At 72.8% G+C, this 18452-nt stretch carries 15 protein-coding genes and 1 pseudogene; 3 read left to right on the top strand and 13 right to left on the bottom strand.

From position 1 onward, the window contains the following. Nucleotides 1-78 precede the first annotated feature (78 nt). Nucleotides 79-1917: a sensor histidine kinase gene (locus JW613_RS36130; protein ID WP_372448025.1), complete on the bottom strand. Its 1839-nt coding sequence runs from the start codon at nt 1915-1917 to the stop codon at nt 79-81. A gap of 101 nt (nt 1918-2018) precedes the next feature. Here JW613_RS36130 and JW613_RS30940 point away from each other — a divergent pair, with 101 nt between their 5' ends. Continuing rightward, entirely contained in the window at nt 2019-2624 is a 606-nt protein-coding gene (locus JW613_RS30940; protein WP_245226569.1) for a DedA family protein, read from the top strand. 142 nt (nt 2625-2766) lie between these two features. Here the strand turns inward: JW613_RS30940 and proC are convergent, their stop codons facing one another. The 11 genes and pseudogenes from proC to JW613_RS30885 all read right to left on the bottom strand — a co-directional run bounded on the left by proC (nt 2767) and on the right by JW613_RS30885 (nt 13940). Next, on the bottom strand, nt 2767-3570 hold the full coding sequence (gene proC, locus JW613_RS30935; RefSeq protein WP_209214179.1) for a pyrroline-5-carboxylate reductase: 804 nt from the start codon (nt 3568-3570) through the stop codon (nt 2767-2769). Nucleotides 3571-3703: 133 nt separating this feature from the next. Then, nucleotides 3704-4441: an ABC transporter permease gene (locus tag JW613_RS30930; protein WP_209214178.1), complete on the bottom strand. Its 738-nt coding sequence runs from the start codon at nt 4439-4441 to the stop codon at nt 3704-3706. Next, nucleotides 4438-5328 carry an ABC transporter ATP-binding protein gene (locus JW613_RS30925; protein WP_245226568.1) on the bottom strand — a complete coding sequence of 297 codons (891 nt, stop codon included), beginning with the start codon at nt 5326-5328 and terminating at the stop codon, nt 4438-4440. The genes JW613_RS30930 and JW613_RS30925 overlap by 4 nt, the downstream gene beginning before the upstream one ends. 193 nt (nt 5329-5521) lie before the next feature. After that, nucleotides 5522-7681, bottom strand: coding sequence for an MMPL family transporter (locus JW613_RS30920; protein ID WP_209214177.1), 2160 nt, complete (start codon nt 7679-7681; stop codon nt 5522-5524). A gap of 127 nt (nt 7682-7808) precedes the next feature. After that, entirely contained in the window at nt 7809-8099 is a 291-nt protein-coding gene (locus tag JW613_RS30915; protein WP_099883343.1) for a hypothetical protein, read from the bottom strand. After that, nucleotides 8084-8470 (bottom strand): ArsR/SmtB family transcription factor, encoded by a 387-nt coding sequence (locus tag JW613_RS30910; RefSeq protein WP_209214176.1) that lies wholly within the window; start codon nt 8468-8470, stop codon nt 8084-8086. Before JW613_RS30910 ends, JW613_RS30915 begins: the two co-directional genes overlap by 16 nt. 196 nt (nt 8471-8666) lie before the next feature. After that, complete coding sequence (locus JW613_RS30905; protein ID WP_209214175.1) at nt 8667-9197, bottom strand: hypothetical protein; 531 nt, start codon at nt 9195-9197, stop codon at nt 8667-8669. 117 nt (nt 9198-9314) lie between these two features. Further along, the gene (gene ilvD, locus JW613_RS30900; RefSeq protein WP_209214174.1) at nt 9315-11177 is read right to left on the bottom strand and encodes a dihydroxy-acid dehydratase; all 1863 of its coding nucleotides are present in this window, start codon (nt 11175-11177) and stop codon (nt 9315-9317) included. A gap of 92 nt (nt 11178-11269) precedes the next feature. Then, nucleotides 11270-11959, bottom strand: coding sequence for a TetR/AcrR family transcriptional regulator (locus tag JW613_RS30895; RefSeq protein WP_209214173.1), 690 nt, complete (start codon nt 11957-11959; stop codon nt 11270-11272). Between the two features lie 134 nt (nt 11960-12093). Then, nucleotides 12094-12909, bottom strand: a pseudogene (locus JW613_RS30890) (sugar phosphate isomerase/epimerase family protein); the annotation flags it as partial. A gap of 98 nt (nt 12910-13007) precedes the next feature. After that, nucleotides 13008-13940 (bottom strand): Ppx/GppA family phosphatase, encoded by a 933-nt coding sequence (locus tag JW613_RS30885; protein WP_099883338.1) that lies wholly within the window; start codon nt 13938-13940, stop codon nt 13008-13010. A gap of 120 nt (nt 13941-14060) precedes the next feature. On the opposite strand from JW613_RS30885, the gene JW613_RS30880 reads away from it, so the two are divergent. Then, nucleotides 14061-14981, top strand: a complete 921-nt coding sequence (locus tag JW613_RS30880) for a DUF3109 family protein (RefSeq protein ID WP_307866110.1) — start codon at nt 14061-14063, stop codon at nt 14979-14981. Nucleotides 14982-15074: 93 nt separating this feature from the next. On the opposite strand, the gene JW613_RS30875 is transcribed toward JW613_RS30880, so the two are convergent. After that, nucleotides 15075-16634, bottom strand: a complete 1560-nt coding sequence (locus JW613_RS30875) for a hypothetical protein (protein ID WP_209214172.1) — start codon at nt 16632-16634, stop codon at nt 15075-15077. Nucleotides 16635-16891: 257 nt separating this feature from the next. Between JW613_RS30875 and radA the strand changes: the two genes are divergently transcribed. Continuing rightward, nucleotides 16892-18289: a DNA repair protein RadA gene (gene radA / locus JW613_RS30870; protein ID WP_209214171.1), complete on the top strand. Its 1398-nt coding sequence runs from the start codon at nt 16892-16894 to the stop codon at nt 18287-18289. The last annotated feature ends 163 nt before the right edge of the window (nt 18290-18452 follow it).

The raw sequence follows: 18452 nt of genomic DNA, 5'->3' as shown, positions 1-18452 counted from the left end.
GAACCGTGACCGGCTGCTGACAACTCGATGAACCTTACGGACCGGCGACCGCCGTGTCAACTTCGGGCCTCGTGCCCGTCAACCGTCGTCCCGCTCGTTGGTGACGCGGTCCTTGTGGGAGAGGCGGCCGTCCGCGAAGCAGAGGCGGTAGAGCGGGGAGTTGTCGAAGGTGGCGGTGCGGTAGAAGCGGCACTCGTCCGTGTGCGGAGGATCCGGTGGGGCGCCGTAGGGGCGGGACTCCTCGTCGAACTCGTACGACGGGAGGCGCGGGGTCACGGAGGTCTCGGCGTCACCTGTGCGCAGCTGCTCGAAGGTGTGCTGGGGCAGAACGGACTGGTGGGAGGTGTAGAGCTGGAAGCCGTACATCAGTACGGCGAGGGCCGCCGTTGCCGCGACCGGGATCCAGAGGGCGTTCACCATGCCGCGTCGTACGCGCCGGCGGGCCTGGGCCAGCTCCTCGCGGGAGCGCGAGATGCCGGTGTCGCCCTCGGGAGCGGCGGGCGGGAGCGGTTCCGCGGTGAGGGGGAGGTGGGCCGTGACCTCGAAGCCGTCGTCCGTGCGGTGGGCCCGGAAGGTGCCGCCGGCCTGGCGGACGCGCTCGTCCAGGCTGATGAGTCCGGTGCCGGAGCCCCCGCCGGGTCCAGGCCGACCGGCATCGGCACCCGCGGCGGCACCGGCGGCGGGCGCTGCTTCGGGAATCGCGCCGTTTCGCACCGTCACGTCCACCGCGGTGCTCCCCTGCCGGAGCTCGACGGTGATGGCTGAGCCGGGAGCGTGCTTCGTCGCGTTGGTGATGGCCTCCTGGACGACGCGGTGGAGGGCCCGGTCGACGAGTGGGGGCAGTCGGGACGGGTCGCTCTCCGCTCCCTCACCTGCTTTTCCCTCACCTGCTTTTCCAGTACCTGCCTTCCCAGTACCTGCTTCCCCTGCGGCTTCTTCCTCGGTCGCCTCCTGCGCTGTGTGGTGGCGGAGGCAGATGTCGACGCCCGAGGCGGCGGTGCGGGCCACCAGATCGGGGACGGTCTCGGAGACGGTCGGCGGCTCTTGGTGGAGCTCTGTCGTGTCCTGGCGGAGGAGGCCGATGATCTGGCGGAGGCGTTCGGTGGCGTCGGCGGCCGCCTGGCGGAGCTCGGCGGCGGAGGCGCTGGCGTCGGCGTCCACCCCCGGAGAGACCTGGAGTGCCGCGGCGCGGACGGCGATGAGGCTGAGGTCGTGGCCGAGGGAGTCGTGCATGTCGCCCGCGATACGGGAGCGTTCGCGCAACCGGGTGCGTTCGGCCACCAGCTGCTGTTCGCGTTCCATCCGGGCGGCCAGCTCCCAGCCGGCGCTGTGCAGTTCGTACTGCTGACGGCGGAAGCGGCCCAGCAGCCAGGGGAGGACGGCGGCGAACAAGACGGTGCTGACCAGGGTGAACCAGGCCCACAGGTCGGCGCCCGGCAGTGTCAGGGCGAGCACGAGTCCGGCCGCGCAGAGGAGGGCGGCGGCGACGAGCGACGGGCGTACGTCCTGGGTGCGGCGGCCGAGCAAAAAGCTGAGGGCGACCAGGCTCGGGGCGAAAGTGCTGGTGAACAGCTCCGGGGTGGCGGTCAGACCGAGTACGGCCGGAACGGTCGCGGCCGCGAGCGGGGCCCGGCGGCTCATGGCTGCCGCGGCGGCCAGCAGGGGAGCCGCCACCACGCGGAGCCAGACCGGGACGTCGGTGAGGAAGGGGAGGGGGTAGGCCATGAACAGGAACAGCGCCAGGTCGGCCAGGGCCTCACGGACGCGTCGGCGGCGCAGGCCCTCTCCCAGCCGGCCCTTGAGCCGGTCGCGGAAGCGGCCGTGGACGCCGTCCGGGCGGCCGGCACCGGGCCCTGCGGCGGGGCCTCCGGCCGGTCGTCGGGTGCGGGCGCGTGCGGAGGAGTTCACGGCCGTCACGGTACGCGGCGGGTTCGCGGCGGACATCTGTCGAAAGTGCAGGGTGGCCGACGACTATCGTGCGCTGCCCGCCGCCTGTGGCGCTCCGTACGTTCCGGAGCATGAATGACGCGATAGTGCACGCGGTCGAGGGATTCGTCAGCACACCCTGGGTGTATGTGGCGCTGTTCGGAATCGCGATGCTGGACGGGTTCTTCCCCGTGGTGCCGAGCGAGACGCTGGTGATCACCCTGGGGGTGTTCGCGGCGGCGCAGGGCGAGCCCGAACTGTTCTGGGTGATCCTGGTGGCGGCGTTGGGAGCGTTCGTCGGTGACCACATCTCCTATGCGATCGGACGGCGCTCCGGAGCGCGGATCCAGGCCCGGCTGAAGGAGGGGAGCCGGGCGCGGCGGGTGTACGAGCGGGTGGGGCGGATGCTGGCCGAGCGGGGCGGCCTCGTGCTGGTGGCGGCGCGCTACATCCCGGGCGGGCGGACGGCCGCCACGCTCACCACGGGCGCCACCGGGTTCCCGCGCCGGTCGTTCACCCGGTTCGACGCCGTCGCGGTGCTGAGCTGGGCGATCTACTCGGCCTGCCTGGGCTATGTGGGCGGGGCGGCGTTCGAGGAGACACCGCTGTACGGGGTGGCGCTGGGGCTGGCGCTCGCCTTCACGATCACGCTGGTGCACGAGGGGGTGCGGGGGTTGCGGGCGCGCGCCGGGAGCTGAAGGGCTTGCCCGAGCTTGCGGGGCAGCAAGTAGGGGGCGCGGGGAACTGCTCCCCCAGGCTCTTCGAGCAGGGGGTGCCCCCACAGCTACGGCACACCCGCAGCCCGCGCCGCACAGCAAGGGGCACCCTCTCCCCGGCCCGTCAGCCTCCCAGTTCGCGGCTGCGGTCGCGGGCCGCCTCGATGGCGTCGATGAAGGCGGCGCGGACCCGGTGGTTCTCCAACTCGCGGATGGCGTTGATCGTCGTACCGCCGGGCGAGGTGACGTTCTCGCGGAGGGTGACGGGGTGGTCGCCGCTGTCGCGGAGCATGGTGGCGGCGCCGACGGCGGCCTGGACGATCAGCTCGTGTGCCTTGTCGCGCGGGAGGCCGAGCTGGATGCCGGCGTCGGTCATGGCCTCGATCAGGAAGAAGAAGTAGGCGGGGCCCGAGCCGGAGAGAGCGGTGGCGGCGTCCTGCTGGCCCTCGGGGAGGCGGAGGGTCTTGCCGACGCCGCCGAAGATCTCGTCGGTGAGCTTCAGATGGTCCTCGGTGGCGTGGGTGCCCGGAGAGACGACGGACATGGCCTCGTCCACCAGGGCCGGGGTGTTGGTCATGACGCGGACGACGGGGGTGCCGTCGGCGAGGCGCTGTTCGAGGTAGCGGGTGGTGATGCCGGCCGCGCCGCTGATGACCAGCCGGTCGGCGGGCACGTGCGGGGCGAGTTCGTCCAGCAGCGCCGCCATGTCCTGCGGCTTGGGGGTGAGGATGAGGGTGTCGGCGCTCTTGGCGGCCTCGGCGTTGCCGACGGTCTCGACGCCGTAGCGCTCGCGCAGTTCGGCGGCGCGCTCCGGGCGGCGGGTGGTGACCAGGAGGCGGGAGGGCGACCAGCCGCCTCGGAGCATGCCGGAGAGCAGTGCCTCCCCGATCTTTCCGGTGCCGAGGACCGCGACTTTCTGGGTGGTCATGGGGGTGCTTCACCTCGTGCGTTGTTGCGCGTCGGATGCCGTGTGGCCGCCTGTCCACGATCGTGGACACCGCGTCCATACTCGCACCGGCCCACCGCTCGGCAGCCCCGCGTTCCACAGCGCGGACGCGCCTTCAGGCCGTACGGCGGCGGAGGGTGGCGGCACCGAGGAAGAGGACGAGGAGTGCGCTGCCGGCGACGATGACCGCGTCGCGGACGAAGTCCCCGGTGGCGTCCGGGTGTTTGAGGACCTCCGTCATGCCGTCGACGGCGTAGGACATGGGCAGCACGTTGGAGATCGCCTCCAGCGCCGGCTGCATGCTGCTGCGGGGGGCGAACAGGCCGCACAGCAGGATCTGCGGGAAGACCATCGCGGGCATGAACTGGACCACCTGGAACTCGGAGGCGGCGAACGCGGAGACGAACAGCCCGAGTGCCGTGCCCAGCAGGGCGTCGAGCAGCGCGATGAGCAGCAGCAGCCAGGGCGAGCCGACGATGTTGAGGTCCAGGAGCCAGACGGCGACACCGGTGGCGACGGAGGCCTGGACGACGGCGAGCGCGCCGAACGCGAGTGCGTAGCCGAGGATGAGATCGGCCTTGCCCAGCGGCATGGACAGCAGCCGCTCCAGCGTGCCGGAGGTGCGCTCCCGCAGTGTGGCGATGGAGGTGACCAGGAACATCGTCACCAGCGGGAAGATGCCCAGCAGTGAGGCGCCGATGCTGTCGAAGGAGCGGCGGTCCGCGTCGAAGACGTAGTAGAGCAGGACCAGCAGCAGGACCGGGACGAGGAGCAGCAGCGCGACCGTCCGGGGGTCGTGGGCGAGCTGGCGCAGGACACGGCGTGCGGTGGCGAGCGTGCGTGCGGCGTTCATGAGGTGCCCCGTCGTGAGTGCTGGGATTCCTGGGCTTGCTGGGTCTGCTGCGTGTTCTGTGCGTGCTGGGAGTGCTGTGCCTGGGCTGCGGGGTGGGGCCGGGCGGAGGTGGTGGCTCCGTCCCGGGCGGACTCGACGAGCTTGAGGAAGGCGTCCTCGACGGTGTCGCTGCCGGTGGTCTCGCGGAGCGCCTGCGGGGTGTCGGCGGCCAGCAGGGTGCCGTCCCGGACGAGGAGCAGGTGCTCGCAGCGGTCGGCCTCGTCCATCACGTGCGAGGAGATCAGCAGGGTGGTGCCGCGCGCGGCGAGGCGGTGGAAGAGGTTCCACAGGTCGCGACGGAGTACGGGGTCGAGGCCGACGGTGGGTTCGTCCAGGACCAGCAGTTCGGGGGTGCCCAGCAGGGCGACGGCGAGGGAGACGCGGGAGGACTGGCCTCCGGAGAGGTTGCCCGCCAGGTCGTCGGCGTGCGAGGTGAGGTCGACGTCGGTCAGCGCCTGGTCGACGGCGGCGGCGCGGTCGGTGCGCGGGATGCCGAGGACGGCGGCGTAGTAGTCGAGGTTCTGCCGTGCCGTCAGGTCGGCGTAGACGGACGGGGACTGGGTGACGTAGCCGACGCGGGAGCGCAGCGGGGCGGAGCCCGCGGGCCTGCCGAGTACGTCGAGGGTGCCGGTGACCTTGGCCTGGGTGCCGACGATGGCCCGGATGAGGGTGGACTTGCCGCTGCCGGAGGGACCGAGGAGTCCGGTGACGGTGCCGGGGGCGATGTCGAAGGTGAGCCCGTCCAGCACCCGACGGCTGCCGCGGACGACGGTGAGGCCGTGCGCGTGCACGGCGGGCCGGCCGTCCCCCGGGGTCCCGGTGCGCTCGGGCGGAGGTTTATTCATCATGTGATGAATTATGGTCGCCGCCGTACGAGGGCGTCAAGCGGCGGGACGACGAACGGCGGTGCCGGACCGGCCTGAGAGGGCTCAGGAGGTCCGGCACCGCCGGATGTGGGGTCTCCTCCCGTGTGGTGAGGAAGGGGACCGAGGAGGCGAGAGGGCCGAGTGGTCGAGCGCGGGTGCCGAAGGGGCTGGACGGCTACACCTTCTCCAGCACCCGGTCCTCCCCCACCGCCGTACGGGCGTCACCGTGCGGCTGCGGGGCACGGCCCAGACGGCTCGGCCACCAGATACGGGCACCGATGTCCAGGGCCAGCGAGGGCACCAGGACGGTGCGGACCAGGAAGGTGTCCAGCAGGACGCCGATGCCGACCAGCACCCCGAGCTGCGCCATCGACACCAGCGGCATCGAGGCGATCACCGCGAAGGTGGCGGCCAGCACGATTCCCGCCGAGGTGATCACACCGCCGGTGGAGCTGAGCCCTGCCAGCACGCCCCTGCTGTGCCCCTGCGCCACGGCCTCTTCGCGGACCCGGGTCATCAGGAAGATGTTGTAGTCGATGCCCAGTGCCACCAGGAAGACGAAGCCCATCAGCGGCAAGGAGTGGTCCATCGCCGCGAAGTCGAGCACGTACTCGAAGACCAGGTGCGAGGCGCCCAGCGCACCGAAGTAGGACAGCACCACGGTTGCCAGCAGCAGCACCGGCGCGACCAGCGAGCGCAGCAGCGCCACCAGGACGAGCAGGACGACGGCGAGCACGATCGGGATGACGACCTTCAGGTCGCTCTCCGCGGCGCGCCGGGTGTCCAGCGACTCCGCGGTGGTACCGCCCACCAGCGCTTCGGCACCGTCGACCTGGTGCACCGCGTCGCGCAGTTCGTCGATGGTCCGCTTGGCCGCCTCGCTGTCGGGAGCGTCCCGCAACACGACGGACAGCGAGGTCAGCGACCCGTCGGCGGTGCGGTCGTCGGCCCGGACGGACTCCACTCCGCCGACCTGAGCTGCTGCCCGCTGCACGGCGGTGCGCGCGTCGGTCCGTACGACGACGGTGGCCGGGTCGGAGGAGCCGGAGGGGTAGTGCGCGGACAGCTTCTCCTGGGCGACCACCGACTCGGGCTTGTCCTGGAACATCTCCGCGTTGGTCAGCCCCATGGTGATACCGGTCGCACTCAGCGCCAGTACCGCCGTGACGGCGATGGACATCAGCCAGGACCAGCGCGGACGGCGAGCCAGCAGGCCGCCGATCCGGGACCAGACCGTACGAGCCTTGCGCGGCTGTGTCCCGTAGCGGGGCACGAACGGCCAGAAGACCCGGCGGCCCGCCACCACGAGCAGCGCGGGCAGCACGGTGACCATCGCGAGCAGCGCGCAGACGACACCGACGGCACCGACCAGACCCAGCGAGCGCGAGGAGTTGATGTCCGCGAAGGCCAGGCAGGCCAGCCCGATGGCGATGGTGCCGGCGGAGGCGACGATGGCGGGGCCGGAGCGGCGCAGCGCGAGCCGCATCGCCTCGTGCCGGTCCTCGTGGCGGTGGAGCTCCTCGCGGTAGCGGGCGATCAGCAGCAGTGCGTAGTCGGTACCGACACCGAAGACGAGGACCATGAGGATGCCCGCGCTCTGCGGGTCGACGGGCAGCGAGGCGTACTTGGCCAGCACATAGGTGGCGACCTGGGTGAGGACCGCGGCGAAGCCGACCGACAGCACGGGGAAGAGCCACAGCAGCGGGCTGCGGTAGGTGATCAGCAGCAGCAGCGTGACGACGGCGCCGGTGGCCAGCATCAGCGTGGAGTCGAGGTTGTCGAAGACCTTGATGTTGTCGATGAGCGAACCGGCCGGGCCGCCGACCTCGACGTCGAGCCCCGGTGGTGCGTTGGCCGCCGCGACCGTACGGATCTTCGCCACGTCGTCGGTCATGTCGTCGCCGCCCGTGCTCAGCGGGACCACCAGCATCAGCGCTTTGCCGTCCTCGGCCGGGACCGGGCCGCTGATCTGCTCGCCCTTGGCCACCAGCGATGCGAAGTCCGCACGGTCGGCGCGTGCCTTGGCGGTGTCGGCCTCGGTGGTGGCGGCGTCGGAGCGGGTGTAGACGACGACGGCGGGAATGATCTCGTCCTCGCCGCGGAACTTCTCCAGCTCCGTATTGACCTTGGCGGACTCGGCGTTGCCGGGCAGGAAGGCGTTGGCGCTGCTGTCCTCGACCTCACCGAGCTTTCCGGCCAGCGGACCGAGGGCGACGACGATGATCAGCCAGGCGGCGAGGACCAGCCATTTGGTGCGCTTGCCGCCGGGGGCCGTGGCCAGGCGGCGCAGCGCGTGGCGACACCTCCCGGCCGGATGCTGGGAGAGGGCAGGCATGGGTAACCTCCATGGTGTGGGTGTGGGAAGCGAGGGGTTCGCTGAGTGCTCACGCTCACGTGTACGGCCGGGAGTTGCCGCTCCCGGCCGTACGAGCGCCGGTGGTGCCTGCGGGGCGATGGGCCCGCTACTCGATCTCGCGCATCATCTTCTCCATCGAGGCGATCGACTGCCGTGCCTGCGTCAGCTCGTCCAGCGTGCGGCGGTGCAGCTCGACGTTGTCCTCCAGCAGCTGCGCGTACTTCTCGGCCAGGCTCTTGTACTGCTGTTCACGGGCGGCCAGCATGCGGGCCCGCCAGGTGGCGGCGACCTGCCAGACGATCACGATCATCAGGACGAAGACCCCGCCGGAGCCGAGCGCCGCCGCCCAGGTACCGGCCGCGTCGGCTGCTGCCGCCGTCGTCAGCTGCTCGTCCACTGTGCGCTCTCTTTCTCGTTCCGGGCCCGCTCGCTCGGGGCCTTCTCGTCCGGCTGCTGGTCGGTGAGGGTCCGCGCCGCCTCCGTGACGATCTGCGGGGTCAGGGCGTAGGCGAACGGGGACACCTCGAAGAACTTCATGGCCTTGCCGCTGTCCGACAGCTCCAGCGTCCCGACCACCAGGCCGGCCGCCTCCAGCCGCTGGAGGTGCATGTGCAGCAGGGGGCGGCTCATGCCGATCTCGCGGGCGAGTCTGCTGACGTAGTTCCGGCCCTGGGCGAGCGCCGCGACGATCCGCAGCCGATGCGGATTGCCCAGCGCCGTCAGGACCTTCAGCAGTTCGTCTCCCGTCGGGGTCTCGATCGCGCTCACCGCGACCCCTCTCTCTTGGGGTGTAAGAAGAATCTGACACGTGACGGAGCAGGGTGTCGAGCTCAACTGCCCCTTGTCCGGGGCAGTTCAGGGTTCCCCCTGAGACGACTGCGGGAGGGCCCTGAGGGCCCTCCCGCAGTCGTTCGTGTGGGGGGTGACGAGGAGCCGAGCGGCAGCCGAGCGGCAACCGGGCGGGTCAGCCCTTGCGCGACTTCTTCCGACCCTTGCCGCCCTTCGCTCCCCTGCCGCGTGCCGCCGGATTGCCGGTGCGGGCGGTGCGCTGCCGCTCGTGGCGGTCCAGAGCGGCCTCGTACTCGGCGCGGTGCAGCTTCTCGCCGGGCGCCTCGACGCAGGTGCGCAGCGCGTAGGCGAGCAGTACGCCGATGAAGCCGACGATCCGGATGCTGCGCATCGACGACTCGGCCGACGCCTCGCGCTCACTGGGGCGGCGGCCGTAGTGGGTGAGGGTGCGGGAGAACGCCAGCGCGCTGCACACCGCGAACGCGACGACGAGCAGCACGCTCGCCCAGCTCCCGATGTCGGCCAGCACCACGCCCTGGTACGCGAACCGCAGCACGAAGGCACCGGCGGCTGCCGCCAGTACCGCGCCGATGCCCAGGGCTGCGCGGCGCAGGGCGTAGCCGCCGGAGTGGTCGACCCAGGTGGTGCCGTAGAAGCGGAGCGGTTCCGGGGTCGGTGCGTCGGGGGTCTTCGGTTGCTGGGACACGTTCCGATTATGGCGGTGCGGGGTTCCGGGCAACGTCTGCCCCTGGCTGCCGTCTGCGGACGTGAGGCTCGTCCGTGGTCGGTCGCGCCGTTCCCCGCGCCCCTGTCGGGGCGCGGCTCAGCGCTCCAGCAGGGTCACATCGCGCACAGCACCCCGGTCGGCGCTGGTGGCCATCGCCGCGTAGGCGCGCAGCGCGGTGGAGACCTTGCGCTCACGCGCCACGGGCGCGTACCGGCCGGCCAGCGCCTCGCGGCGGGCCGCCAGCGTCGCGTCGGGCACATCGAGGCGCAGCTGCCTGTTCGGGATGTCGATGACGACGGTGTCGCCGTCCTCCACCAGGGCGATGGTGCCGCCACCGGCCGCCTCGGGCGAGATGTGGCCGATGGAGAGTCCGGACGTACCGCCGGAGAACCGGCCGTCGGTGATCAGCGCGCAGGCCTTGCCCAGGCCCCGGCCCTTGAGGAACGAGGTGGGGTAGAGCATCTCCTGCATACCGGGGCCGCCCTTGGGGCCCTCGTAGCGGATGACGACGACGTCGCCCTCCTTGACCGTCTTGTCGAGGATCTTCTGAACGGCCTCCTCCTGGGACTCGCACACCACGGCGGGCCCGGTGAAGGTCAGGATCGACTCGTCCACGCCGGCGGTCTTCACCACGCAGCCGTTCTCGGCCAGGTTGCCGTACAGCACCGCCAGCCCGCCCTCGGTCGAGTAGGCGTGGTCGATGTCGCGGATGCAGCCGTCCGCCGCGTCGACGTCCAGCGTCTCCCACCGCTCGGACTGCGAGAACGCCTCGGCGGAGCGCTTGCAGCCCGGCGCGGCGTGGAAGAGCTCCACGGCCTGCGGCGAGGGCGAGCCGCCGCGGATGTCCCAGGTCTTGAGCCACTCGTCCATCGAGTCGGCGTGCACGGTGTGCACGTCCTCGTTGAGCAGCCCGGCGCGGTAGAGCTCGCCCAGGATGGCGGGGATGCCGCCCGCGCGGTGCACATCCTCCATGTAGTACGTGCCGCCGGGCCCTGCCTTGGCAACGTTCGGGGCGACCTTGGCCAGGCAGGGCAGCTTGCGGGAGAGCTGGTCGATGTCGGCCATCGTGAAGTCCAGCTCGGCCTCCTGGGCCGCGGCCAGCAGGTGCAGGATCGTGTTGGTGGAGCCGCCCATGGCGATGTCGAGGGCCATGGCGTTCTCGAAGGCGGCGCGGGAGCCGACGTTGCGCGGCAGGACGGTGGCGTCGTCCTGGTCGTAGTAGCGCTTGGTGATCTCGACGACCGTGCGGCCCGCCGACTCGTACAGCTCCTTGCGCGCCGTGTGGGTGGCCAGCACGGAGCCGTTGCCGGGCAGGGCCAGACCGAGGGCCTCGGTGAGGCAGTTCATGGAGTTGGCGGTGAACATGCCCGAACAGGAGCCGCAGGTCGGGCAGGCGTTCTCCTCGATACGGAGGATGTCCTCGTCGGAGACCTGGTCGTTGACGGCCTCGGACATCGCGTCGACCAGGTCCAGCTTGCGGACGGTGCCGTTCACCAGCGTCGCGCGGCCGGCTTCCATGGGGCCGCCGGAGACGAAGACGGTGGGGATGTCGAGCCGCATCGCGGCCATCAGCATCCCGGGAGTGATCTTGTCGCAGTTGGAGATGCAGATCAGCGCGTCCGCGCAGTGCGCCTCGGTCATGTACTCGACCGAGTCGGCGATCAGGTCCCGGGACGGCAGCGAGTAGAGCATGCCGCCGTGGCCCATGGCGATGCCGTCGTCCACCGCGATGGTGTTGAACTCGCGCGGGATGCCGCCCGCCGCCTTGACCGCCTCGCTGACGATGCGGCCCACCGGCTGGAGGTGGGTGTGGCCGGGCACGAACTCGGTGAAGCTGTTGGCCACCGCGATGACCGGCTTGCCGAAGTCCTCACGCGCTACGCCGGACGCCTGCATAAGGGCACGCGCCCCTGCCATGTTGCGTCCGTGGGTGACGGTGCGGGACCTCAGCTCGGGCATGGCTGCCTCTCCCTTGGTGCGGGCGGCCCGCCATGGCGGTGGGGCCCGGCGGCCGCTGCGGTACGTAGAGAGTTCGAGGGTACGCCTCGCGCTCAGGATCCGGACAGGGGGTCCGAATGATGGACGGAACCCGGTTCGTCCTGCGGACCGGGGCCCGTGAGGTGGTGCTGGACGACGGGCGCCAGCCGGGCGATCACGCCCTCCAGCGGCTCGGAGGCCACCGGCTCCAGCCGGATGACATGCCGCAGCAGCGCCGCCCCCACCAGCTGCGCCGCCGCCAGACCGACACGCAGCTCGGCGTCGGGCCCCTGGATCCGGGCCGCCACCCGGCTGAGCAGACTGCGGGTCAGCAGTCCGCGGAAGACGGCCGCCGCCCGCTCGTTGTTGACCGCCGAGCGGACGATCGCCAGCACCGGTTCGCGGGTGGCCGGGCCCTCCCAGACCTCCAGGAACCTTCGGGTGATGACCTGGCCCACGGCGTCCGGGGCGGCGGTCCCGACCAGATCGGGGACCGAGAGCACCGGTGCCATGGCGCCCTCGATCGCGGCGACGAACACCTGCTCCTTGGTACCGAAGTAGTGGTGGACCAGCGCCGCGTCCACACCCGCGCCACGCGCGATGGCGCGGACGGAGACCTTGTCGAAGCCGTGCTCGGCGAACTCGCCGCGGGCCGAGGCCAGAATCCGCTCGCGCGCGCCCGGTCCGGCCTCGGCGGTACGCCGCGCCGGGCGCCCCCGCCTGCGGGGGGCGGGCCCCGGCTCCTGGGAGGAGCGTTCGGTCATGCGTTCCTCCGGCCGGCGGGGTGGCCGGTCGCCGTCCCGTCACCGCCCGGCTCCCCGCCGGTGCCGCCGTGGCCGCCGTGGCCGCCGTGGCCGCCGGCGCCGTTGTTGCTGCCGGTGCCGTTGGCACCGCTGGTGGGGGCGGGGCCGGGAGCGGCCAGGTGAAGACGGGTGTAGGCGAGGGCCTCGGCCAGGTCCTCCTCGCGCTCGGCGGCCGACATGGCGCGCCGGGTGTTCACCTCGACGACGACGTGCCCGTCGAAGCCGCGTGCGGCCAACCGCTCCAGCACCTCGGCACACGGCTGCGAGCCGCGCCCCGGCACCAGATGCTCGTCCTTCGCCGAACCGTTGCCGTCCGCGATGTGCACATGGCCAAGCCGGTCCCCCATCCGCTCGACCATCGCGAGCGTGTCGTTACGGGCCGTCGCGGTGTGCGAGAGGTCGATCGTGAAGTGCCGGTAGTCGTTCCGGGTGGGGTCCCAGTCGGGCGCGTAGGCCAGCATCTCGCGGTCCCGGTAGCGCCAGGGGTACATGTTCTCGACGGCGAACCGGACGTCGGTCTCGTTCGCCATCCGCCACACCCCTTGCTCGAACTCCCGCGCGTAGTTGCGCTGCCAGCGGAAGGGCGGATGCACCACCACGGTGGACGCGCCGAGCGTCTCCGCCGCCGTACGGGCACGTACCAGCTTCGTCCACGGATCGGTGGACCACACACGCTGCGTGATGAGCAGACACGGTGCGTGAACGGCCAGAATCGGGACCCCGTGGAAGTCCGACAGCCGGCGCAGCGCGTCCACGTCCTGGCTGACCGGGTCGGTCCACACCATGACCTCGACGCCGTCGTAACCGAGACGCGCGGCGATCTCGAAGGCCGCGGCCGTCGACTCGGGGTACACCGAGGCCGTCGACAGCGCGACCTTCGCCTGGGGGACCCGCACGCTTTCGATGCCCACCCAGCCACCCTAAGCGCGGTTCGCCGCCCGCGAAGGGTTACCCCCCTGTGAGAGAGCTCCCTCCCGCGAGCGGAGGCCCCCCGGGTGCGGTGGCGGGCTCACGCCGCCCGCAGCCGGTCGAGGCGGCGCAGGATTATGCCCTCGCGCAGGGCCCAGGGGCAGATCTCGGCCTCCGCGACGGCGAACAGGTCCAACGCCGCCTCCGCGACCAGAGCGCCCGCCAGCAGTTGATGGGCCCGGCCCTCGGAGACGCCGGGCAGGGCGGCGCGCTCCTCGGCCGGCATCGAGGCGAGCTTGGGCACCCACTCCTCCAGGGAGGACCGGCTCAGTACCCGGCGGGTGTAGACGCCCTCCGCGCTGCGCGGGGCGCCCGCCATCCGGGCGAGCTGCTTGAAGGTCTTGGAGGTGGCCACCACGTGGTCCGGCGGGCTGAACCGGTTGAACTCCCCCACCGAGCGGGCGATCTCGGCCCGCACATGCCGCCGCAGGGCGCGCACGTCCGCCGGATCGGGCGGATCGCCCGGCAGCCAGCCGGAGGTGAGCCGCCCGGCACCCAGCGGCAGCGACACCGCCGCGTCGGGGTCCTCGTCCAGCCCGTAGGCGATCTCCAGCGAGCCGCCGCCGATGTCCAGCACCAGCAGCCGCCCGGCCGACCAGCCGAACCAGCGCCGTACCGCCAGAAACGTCAGCCGCGCCTCGTCCGCACCGGAGAGCACCTCCAGCTTGACGCCGGTCTCCGTGGCGATGCGGTGCAGCACGTGCTCCGCGTTGGCCGCCTCGCGGACGGCGGAGGTCGCGAACGGCAGCAGCGCCTCGACCCCCTTGTCCTCGGAGATCTGCAGCGCCTCGGCGAGGGTGACGCAGATCCGGTCGACGCCCTCCGCGCTGATCGAGCCGTCCTCCTCCAGGAGTTCGGCGAGCCGCAGCGTCGTCTTGTGGGAGTACGCGGGCAGGGGCCGCGCACCGGGATGCGCATCCACCACGAGCAGGTGGACCGTGTTCGAGCCCACATCGAGGACACCGAGTCTCATACCCAGCACGCTAGCCTCCTGGCGGGTCCGCCGCTGCGGTACCTCCCGGCGCACGATACGGGAGACCGGCTCGGGGAGCGGCGTCCGGGAGCCGCGCTCCCCGGCCCGTACGCTGGACGCGTGGGTAAGACGAAAGCGGCGAAGCACAAGAAGCAGGACGGCGCACACGAGGCGCCTCCGGCGCCCCGGGCGCGCGACGAGGAGGTCGGTCTCGACTTCACCCGCGCCTGGGTGGAGTTCCCCGACCCGGCCGACGACGAACAGGTCTTCCGCTGCGACCTGACCTGGCTGACCTCCCGCTGGAACTGCCTGTTCGGCAACGGCTGCCAGGGCATCACACCCGGCCGCGCCGCCGACGGCTGCTGCACGCTGGGCGCCCACTTCTCCGACGAGGACGACGAGAAGCGCGTCGCCGAGCACGTCGCCCGGCTGACACCCGAGACCTGGCAGTTCCACGACATCGGCACCGGCGCGCTGGGCTGGACCGAGGTCAACGAGGACGGCGAGCGCCAGACGCGGCGCTGGCAGGGCGCCTGCATCTTCAACAATCGCGCCGGATTCGAGGGCGGCGCGGGGTGCGCGCTGCACACCCTGGCCCTGCGCGAGGACCGCGAGCCGCTGGAGACCAAGCCCGACGTGTGCTGGCAGGTGCCGATCCGGCGCACCTACGAGTGGGTGGAGCGGCCGGACGGCGAAGAGGTGCTGTACGTCACCATCGCCGAGTACGACCGGCGGGGCTGGGGCTCGGGAGGGCACGACCTGCACTGGTGGTGCACCGCGGCGCCGTCGGCGCACGGCGGCGGACGGCCGGTCTACGAGTCGTACCGCGCCGAGCTGACCGAACTCATGGGCAAGCCCGCCTACGACCAGCTCGCCGAGCTGTGCGCGCAGCGCCTGGCCAGTGAGCTCCCGCTGGTGGCCGAACACCCGGCCACCACCCGCGCCACCGCCGACCGCGCAGCGGCGGACCACGCAGCGACGGACCATGCCGCCGAGCACGCCGCCGCCGGGCCGGGCGGAGAAGAGCTGCCCGAGCTGTAACCGGGGTCCCGAGGCCCACGGCCCGGACCGCCCGGGTGCCGGACCGCCCGGGCGCCGGGCGCCGGGCCGCGGGCGGCGCCAGGGGCGGGGCGGTCAGGACGGGGAGTCGCTCGGGTTCTGGGGCGGGCTCGGGGTCGTGGTGGGGGGCGGCGTCGTCGATCCGCTGGGGGACGGGGAGTCGGTCGGTGTCCCGCTCGGCGGCGGCGAGGTGGGGCGCGACGGCGAGGCGGACGGCACCGGCGCCAAGGGCCGGGCGGTCGACGGCGGAGCGGCCGGGCCGCTCAGCCGCGCGGGCGACTCCTCGTCGCGGACGCGCGACGGCCGCCGGGTTTTGCCGTCCGGCCCGCCGCCGTCCGCCGTCTCGGCCCGGTCCTTCGCCTCGTCCGGGAAGGTGTGCCAAGGGTCGAACCCCGGGGGCAGAACCGTGCTCGCGGGGCCGTCCACGCCGCCGTGTCCCCGGCCGCCCCCTCCGTCGGCGGGCTCGTCCGGCGCGGTGGCGGAACGGTCCGCCTGTGGCTCCCCGGGGGCGGGGGCCCCGCGGTAGGCGGCCCACAGGGCGACCACCGGCGCCGCCAGCACGGCGGCGATGACCGTCGACGTCAGGGCCCGCCCGCGCAGCCGGTCCCGCCGCCCGGCACGCTCGTCGTCGTGCACCGGGAAGCCCGCGCGGTCGAAGCGGGGCGCGCGCTGGGCTCTCGCTCTGCGTGCCACCGCGACGGCCGCCTCGACGGCGGGGCGCGGAACCGTCAGGACGGCGAGCGCGGCCGAGGCGGGAGCGGTGCCGGGCCAGGAGACCCCGGCCATGGCGCGCTCGGCGGCCCGGCGGCACTGCGGGCACTCGTCCACGTGCCGCACCAGTTCGTGGCGCAGCGCGGTGCCCAGCAGCAGCCGCTCGTCACCCGCGAGCCGGGCCACGGCCGGGCAGCCGCCGGACTCGACGACACGCAACGCGGCCCGGGTGCGCTCGACTTCGCAGGAGGCGTTCAGCAACAGGTCCTCGGCCGCGGTGGTCGTCAGGGAGAGCACGGCCCCGATCTGGGCCGGGGACAGCCCGTGGCGGACGGACAGTTCGAGGGCCTCGCGCTGCTCCGGCGCGATACCGGCGGCCTCCGGCCAGGCGAGCGCGGCCAGTTCGCGGCGGCGCTGGGCCCTGGCCCCGGCACCCAGCGGCTCGGCCGCCGATGCGGCCGGGGACGCCGGGGCGGCGGGATCGGCGCGGCCGGCGGGGCCGGACGGCCCGGAGGGGACCGCGCGGCCGGACCGCACGGACCGCAACGGGCTCCCGGGCCGTCCGGAGCGTCCGGGCTGTGCCGCCCACGGGACCTGCGCCGACTGCGCGGCCTTCTGGGCGGCGAGGCGACGCGAACAGGCCCACCGGGCCAGTGCGTAGAGCCAGGGCCGGTGGGCCTGTTCGTCCTCGGGAGCGCGTCCGCGCGCGCGTTGGCGATCCGCGAGGGCGAGCGTCTCACCGAGTGCGGCGAGGGCGGATTCGTGCTCGCACATCACGGAAAGGCAGTAGGTGAACAGGCCGTCCAGGTACGCGTCGTCGCACCGCGCGCCCGTGCCCGCGGAGTGGTGGTGCGTCGTCCTGCCCGCCCGTTGCGCTGGGGATGCGCCGGGGGCGTTCGTCGGGTGGTCGCGCCTGCTCGTCATCACCCCGGCGACGGTAGGCGGATGATGGCGCTTTACTGGGGCCGCCGACGCGGGATTACTTCCTTCGGGTGACGGTCGCCGTCAAAACAGGACACGTCCGGTGGGTTTGACGACACCAAGGACCCAAAGGGGCGCACGGAGGGCGCACAGCCGGCACCCGGCCGACCGCGCACGGACCGGCTGCCGACGGACCGCCCGTACCGTCCGCCGACGGCCGCCCGTACGGCGCTGTCAGTGGCCGCCTATACGGTGACGTCATGGCTGCCCGTAAGTCGTCCGCCAAGGACCGCCCCACCTACCGCTGCACCGAGTGCGGCTGGCAGACCGCCAAGTGGCTGGGGCGGTGTCCCGAGTGCCAGGCCTGGGGCACCGTCGAGGAGGCGGGCGGCACCCCGGCCGTACGGACCACCGCGCCCGGCCGGGTCTCCGTCAGCGCGCTGCCCATCGGCCAGGTCGACGGCAAGCAGGCCACGGCCCGCGCCACCGGCGTGCCCGAGCTGGACCGGGTGCTGGGCGGCGGCCTGGTGCCCGGCGCCGTGGTGCTGCTGGCCGGCGAGCCGGGCGTCGGCAAGTCGACGCTGCTGCTCGACGTCGCGGCCAAGGCGGCGTCCGACGACCACCGCACGCTCTACGTCACAGGTGAGGAGTCGGCCGGCCAGGTGCGGCTGCGGGCCGACCGCATCGGCGCCATCGACGACCATCTGTATCTGACCGCCGAGACCGACCTGTCGTCCGTGCTGGGGCACCTGGACGAGGTCAAGCCCTCGCTGCTGGTGCTGGACTCGGTGCAGACGGTGGCCTCGCCGGAGATCGACGGAGCGCCGGGCGGCGTCGCCCAGGTGCGGGAGGTGGCGGGCGCGCTGATCCGGGCCTCCAAGGAACGCGGCATGTCCACGCTGCTGGTCGGCCACGTCACCAAGGACGGCGCCATCGCGGGGCCGCGGCTGCTGGAGCATCTGGTGGACGTGGTGCTGCACTTCGAGGGCGACCGGCATGCGCGGCTGCGCCTGGTGCGCGGTGTGAAGAACCGGTACGGGACGACGGACGAGGTGGGCTGCTTCGAGCTGCACGACGAGGGCATCACGGGCCTGGCCGACCCCTCCGGGCTGTTTCTGACCCGCCGCGCCGAGCCGGTCCCCGGCACCTGTCTGACGGTGACCCTGGAGGGGCGGCGCCCGCTGGTCGCGGAGGTGCAGGCGCTCACCGTCGACAGTCAGATCCCCTCCCCCCGCAGGACCACCTCCGGACTGGAGAACTCGCGGGTCTCGATGATGCTGGCGGTGCTGGAGCAGCGTGGCCGCATCAGCGCCCTGGGCAAACGGGACATCTACAGCGCCACGGTCGGCGGCGTGCGGCTCTCCGAGCCCGCGGCCGACCTCGCGGTGGCGCTCGCGCTGGCCAGCGCCGCCAGTGACACGCCGCTGCCGAAGAACCTGGTGGCGATCGGCGAGGTCGGCCTCGCCGGTGAGGTGCGCCGGGTGACGGGCGTCCAGCGGCGGCTGGCGGAGGCCGCGCGGCTGGGCTTCACCCACGCACTGGTGCCGGGCGACCCGGGCCGGGTACCGGACGGTATGCGGGTGCTGGAGGTCGCCGACATCGGCGAGGCCCTGCGTGTCCTCCCGGCCCGCCCCGCCCGTAGGGCCCCGGCGGACTGAGGCCCCCGGCGCCGGACGACCGGGCGCCCGGGGGCCGCGTACGGTTGTGCAAGCCGTGGCGGGGCCGTGGCCGGGGGCCCGTGCACGGCTCGGGCGCACGGTGCGGACCGTACGCGGCGAGGGGCCGGCTCGACGCGCCGGTAGACTTTGCCCCGGTCTCGAC

Origin of the sequence: Streptomyces smyrnaeus (assembly GCF_017676345.1) — a bacterium.
Taxonomy (GTDB): Bacteria; Actinomycetota; Actinomycetes; order Streptomycetales; family Streptomycetaceae; genus Streptomyces; species Streptomyces smyrnaeus.
Note: the sequence above shows the minus strand (reverse complement) of the source record. Positions and strands in the feature narration are given on the sequence as shown.

Excerpts from the sequence above, each read along its gene's own strand:
- JW613_RS30885 (WP_099883338.1), bottom strand. The coding sequence starts at position 13,940 with ATGAGACTCGGTGTCCTCGATGTGGGCTCGAACACGGTCCACCTGCTC.
- JW613_RS30895 (WP_209214173.1), bottom strand. The coding sequence starts at position 11,959 with ATGACCGAACGCTCCTCCCAGGAGCCGGGGCCCGCCCCCCGCAGGCGG.
- JW613_RS30940 (WP_245226569.1), top strand. The coding sequence starts at position 2,019 with ATGAATGACGCGATAGTGCACGCGGTCGAGGGATTCGTCAGCACACCC.
- JW613_RS30920 (WP_209214177.1), bottom strand. The coding sequence starts at position 7,681 with ATGCCTGCCCTCTCCCAGCATCCGGCCGGGAGGTGTCGCCACGCGCTG.
- proC (WP_209214179.1), bottom strand. The coding sequence starts at position 3,570 with ATGACCACCCAGAAAGTCGCGGTCCTCGGCACCGGAAAGATCGGGGAG.
- JW613_RS30930 (WP_209214178.1), bottom strand. The coding sequence starts at position 4,441 with ATGAACGCCGCACGCACGCTCGCCACCGCACGCCGTGTCCTGCGCCAG.
- JW613_RS30875 (WP_209214172.1), bottom strand. The coding sequence starts at position 16,634 with ATGACGAGCAGGCGCGACCACCCGACGAACGCCCCCGGCGCATCCCCA.
- JW613_RS30925 (WP_245226568.1), bottom strand. The coding sequence starts at position 5,328 with ATGATGAATAAACCTCCGCCCGAGCGCACCGGGACCCCGGGGGACGGC.
- radA (WP_209214171.1), top strand. The coding sequence starts at position 16,892 with ATGGCTGCCCGTAAGTCGTCCGCCAAGGACCGCCCCACCTACCGCTGC.
- ilvD (WP_209214174.1), bottom strand. The coding sequence starts at position 11,177 with ATGCCCGAGCTGAGGTCCCGCACCGTCACCCACGGACGCAACATGGCA.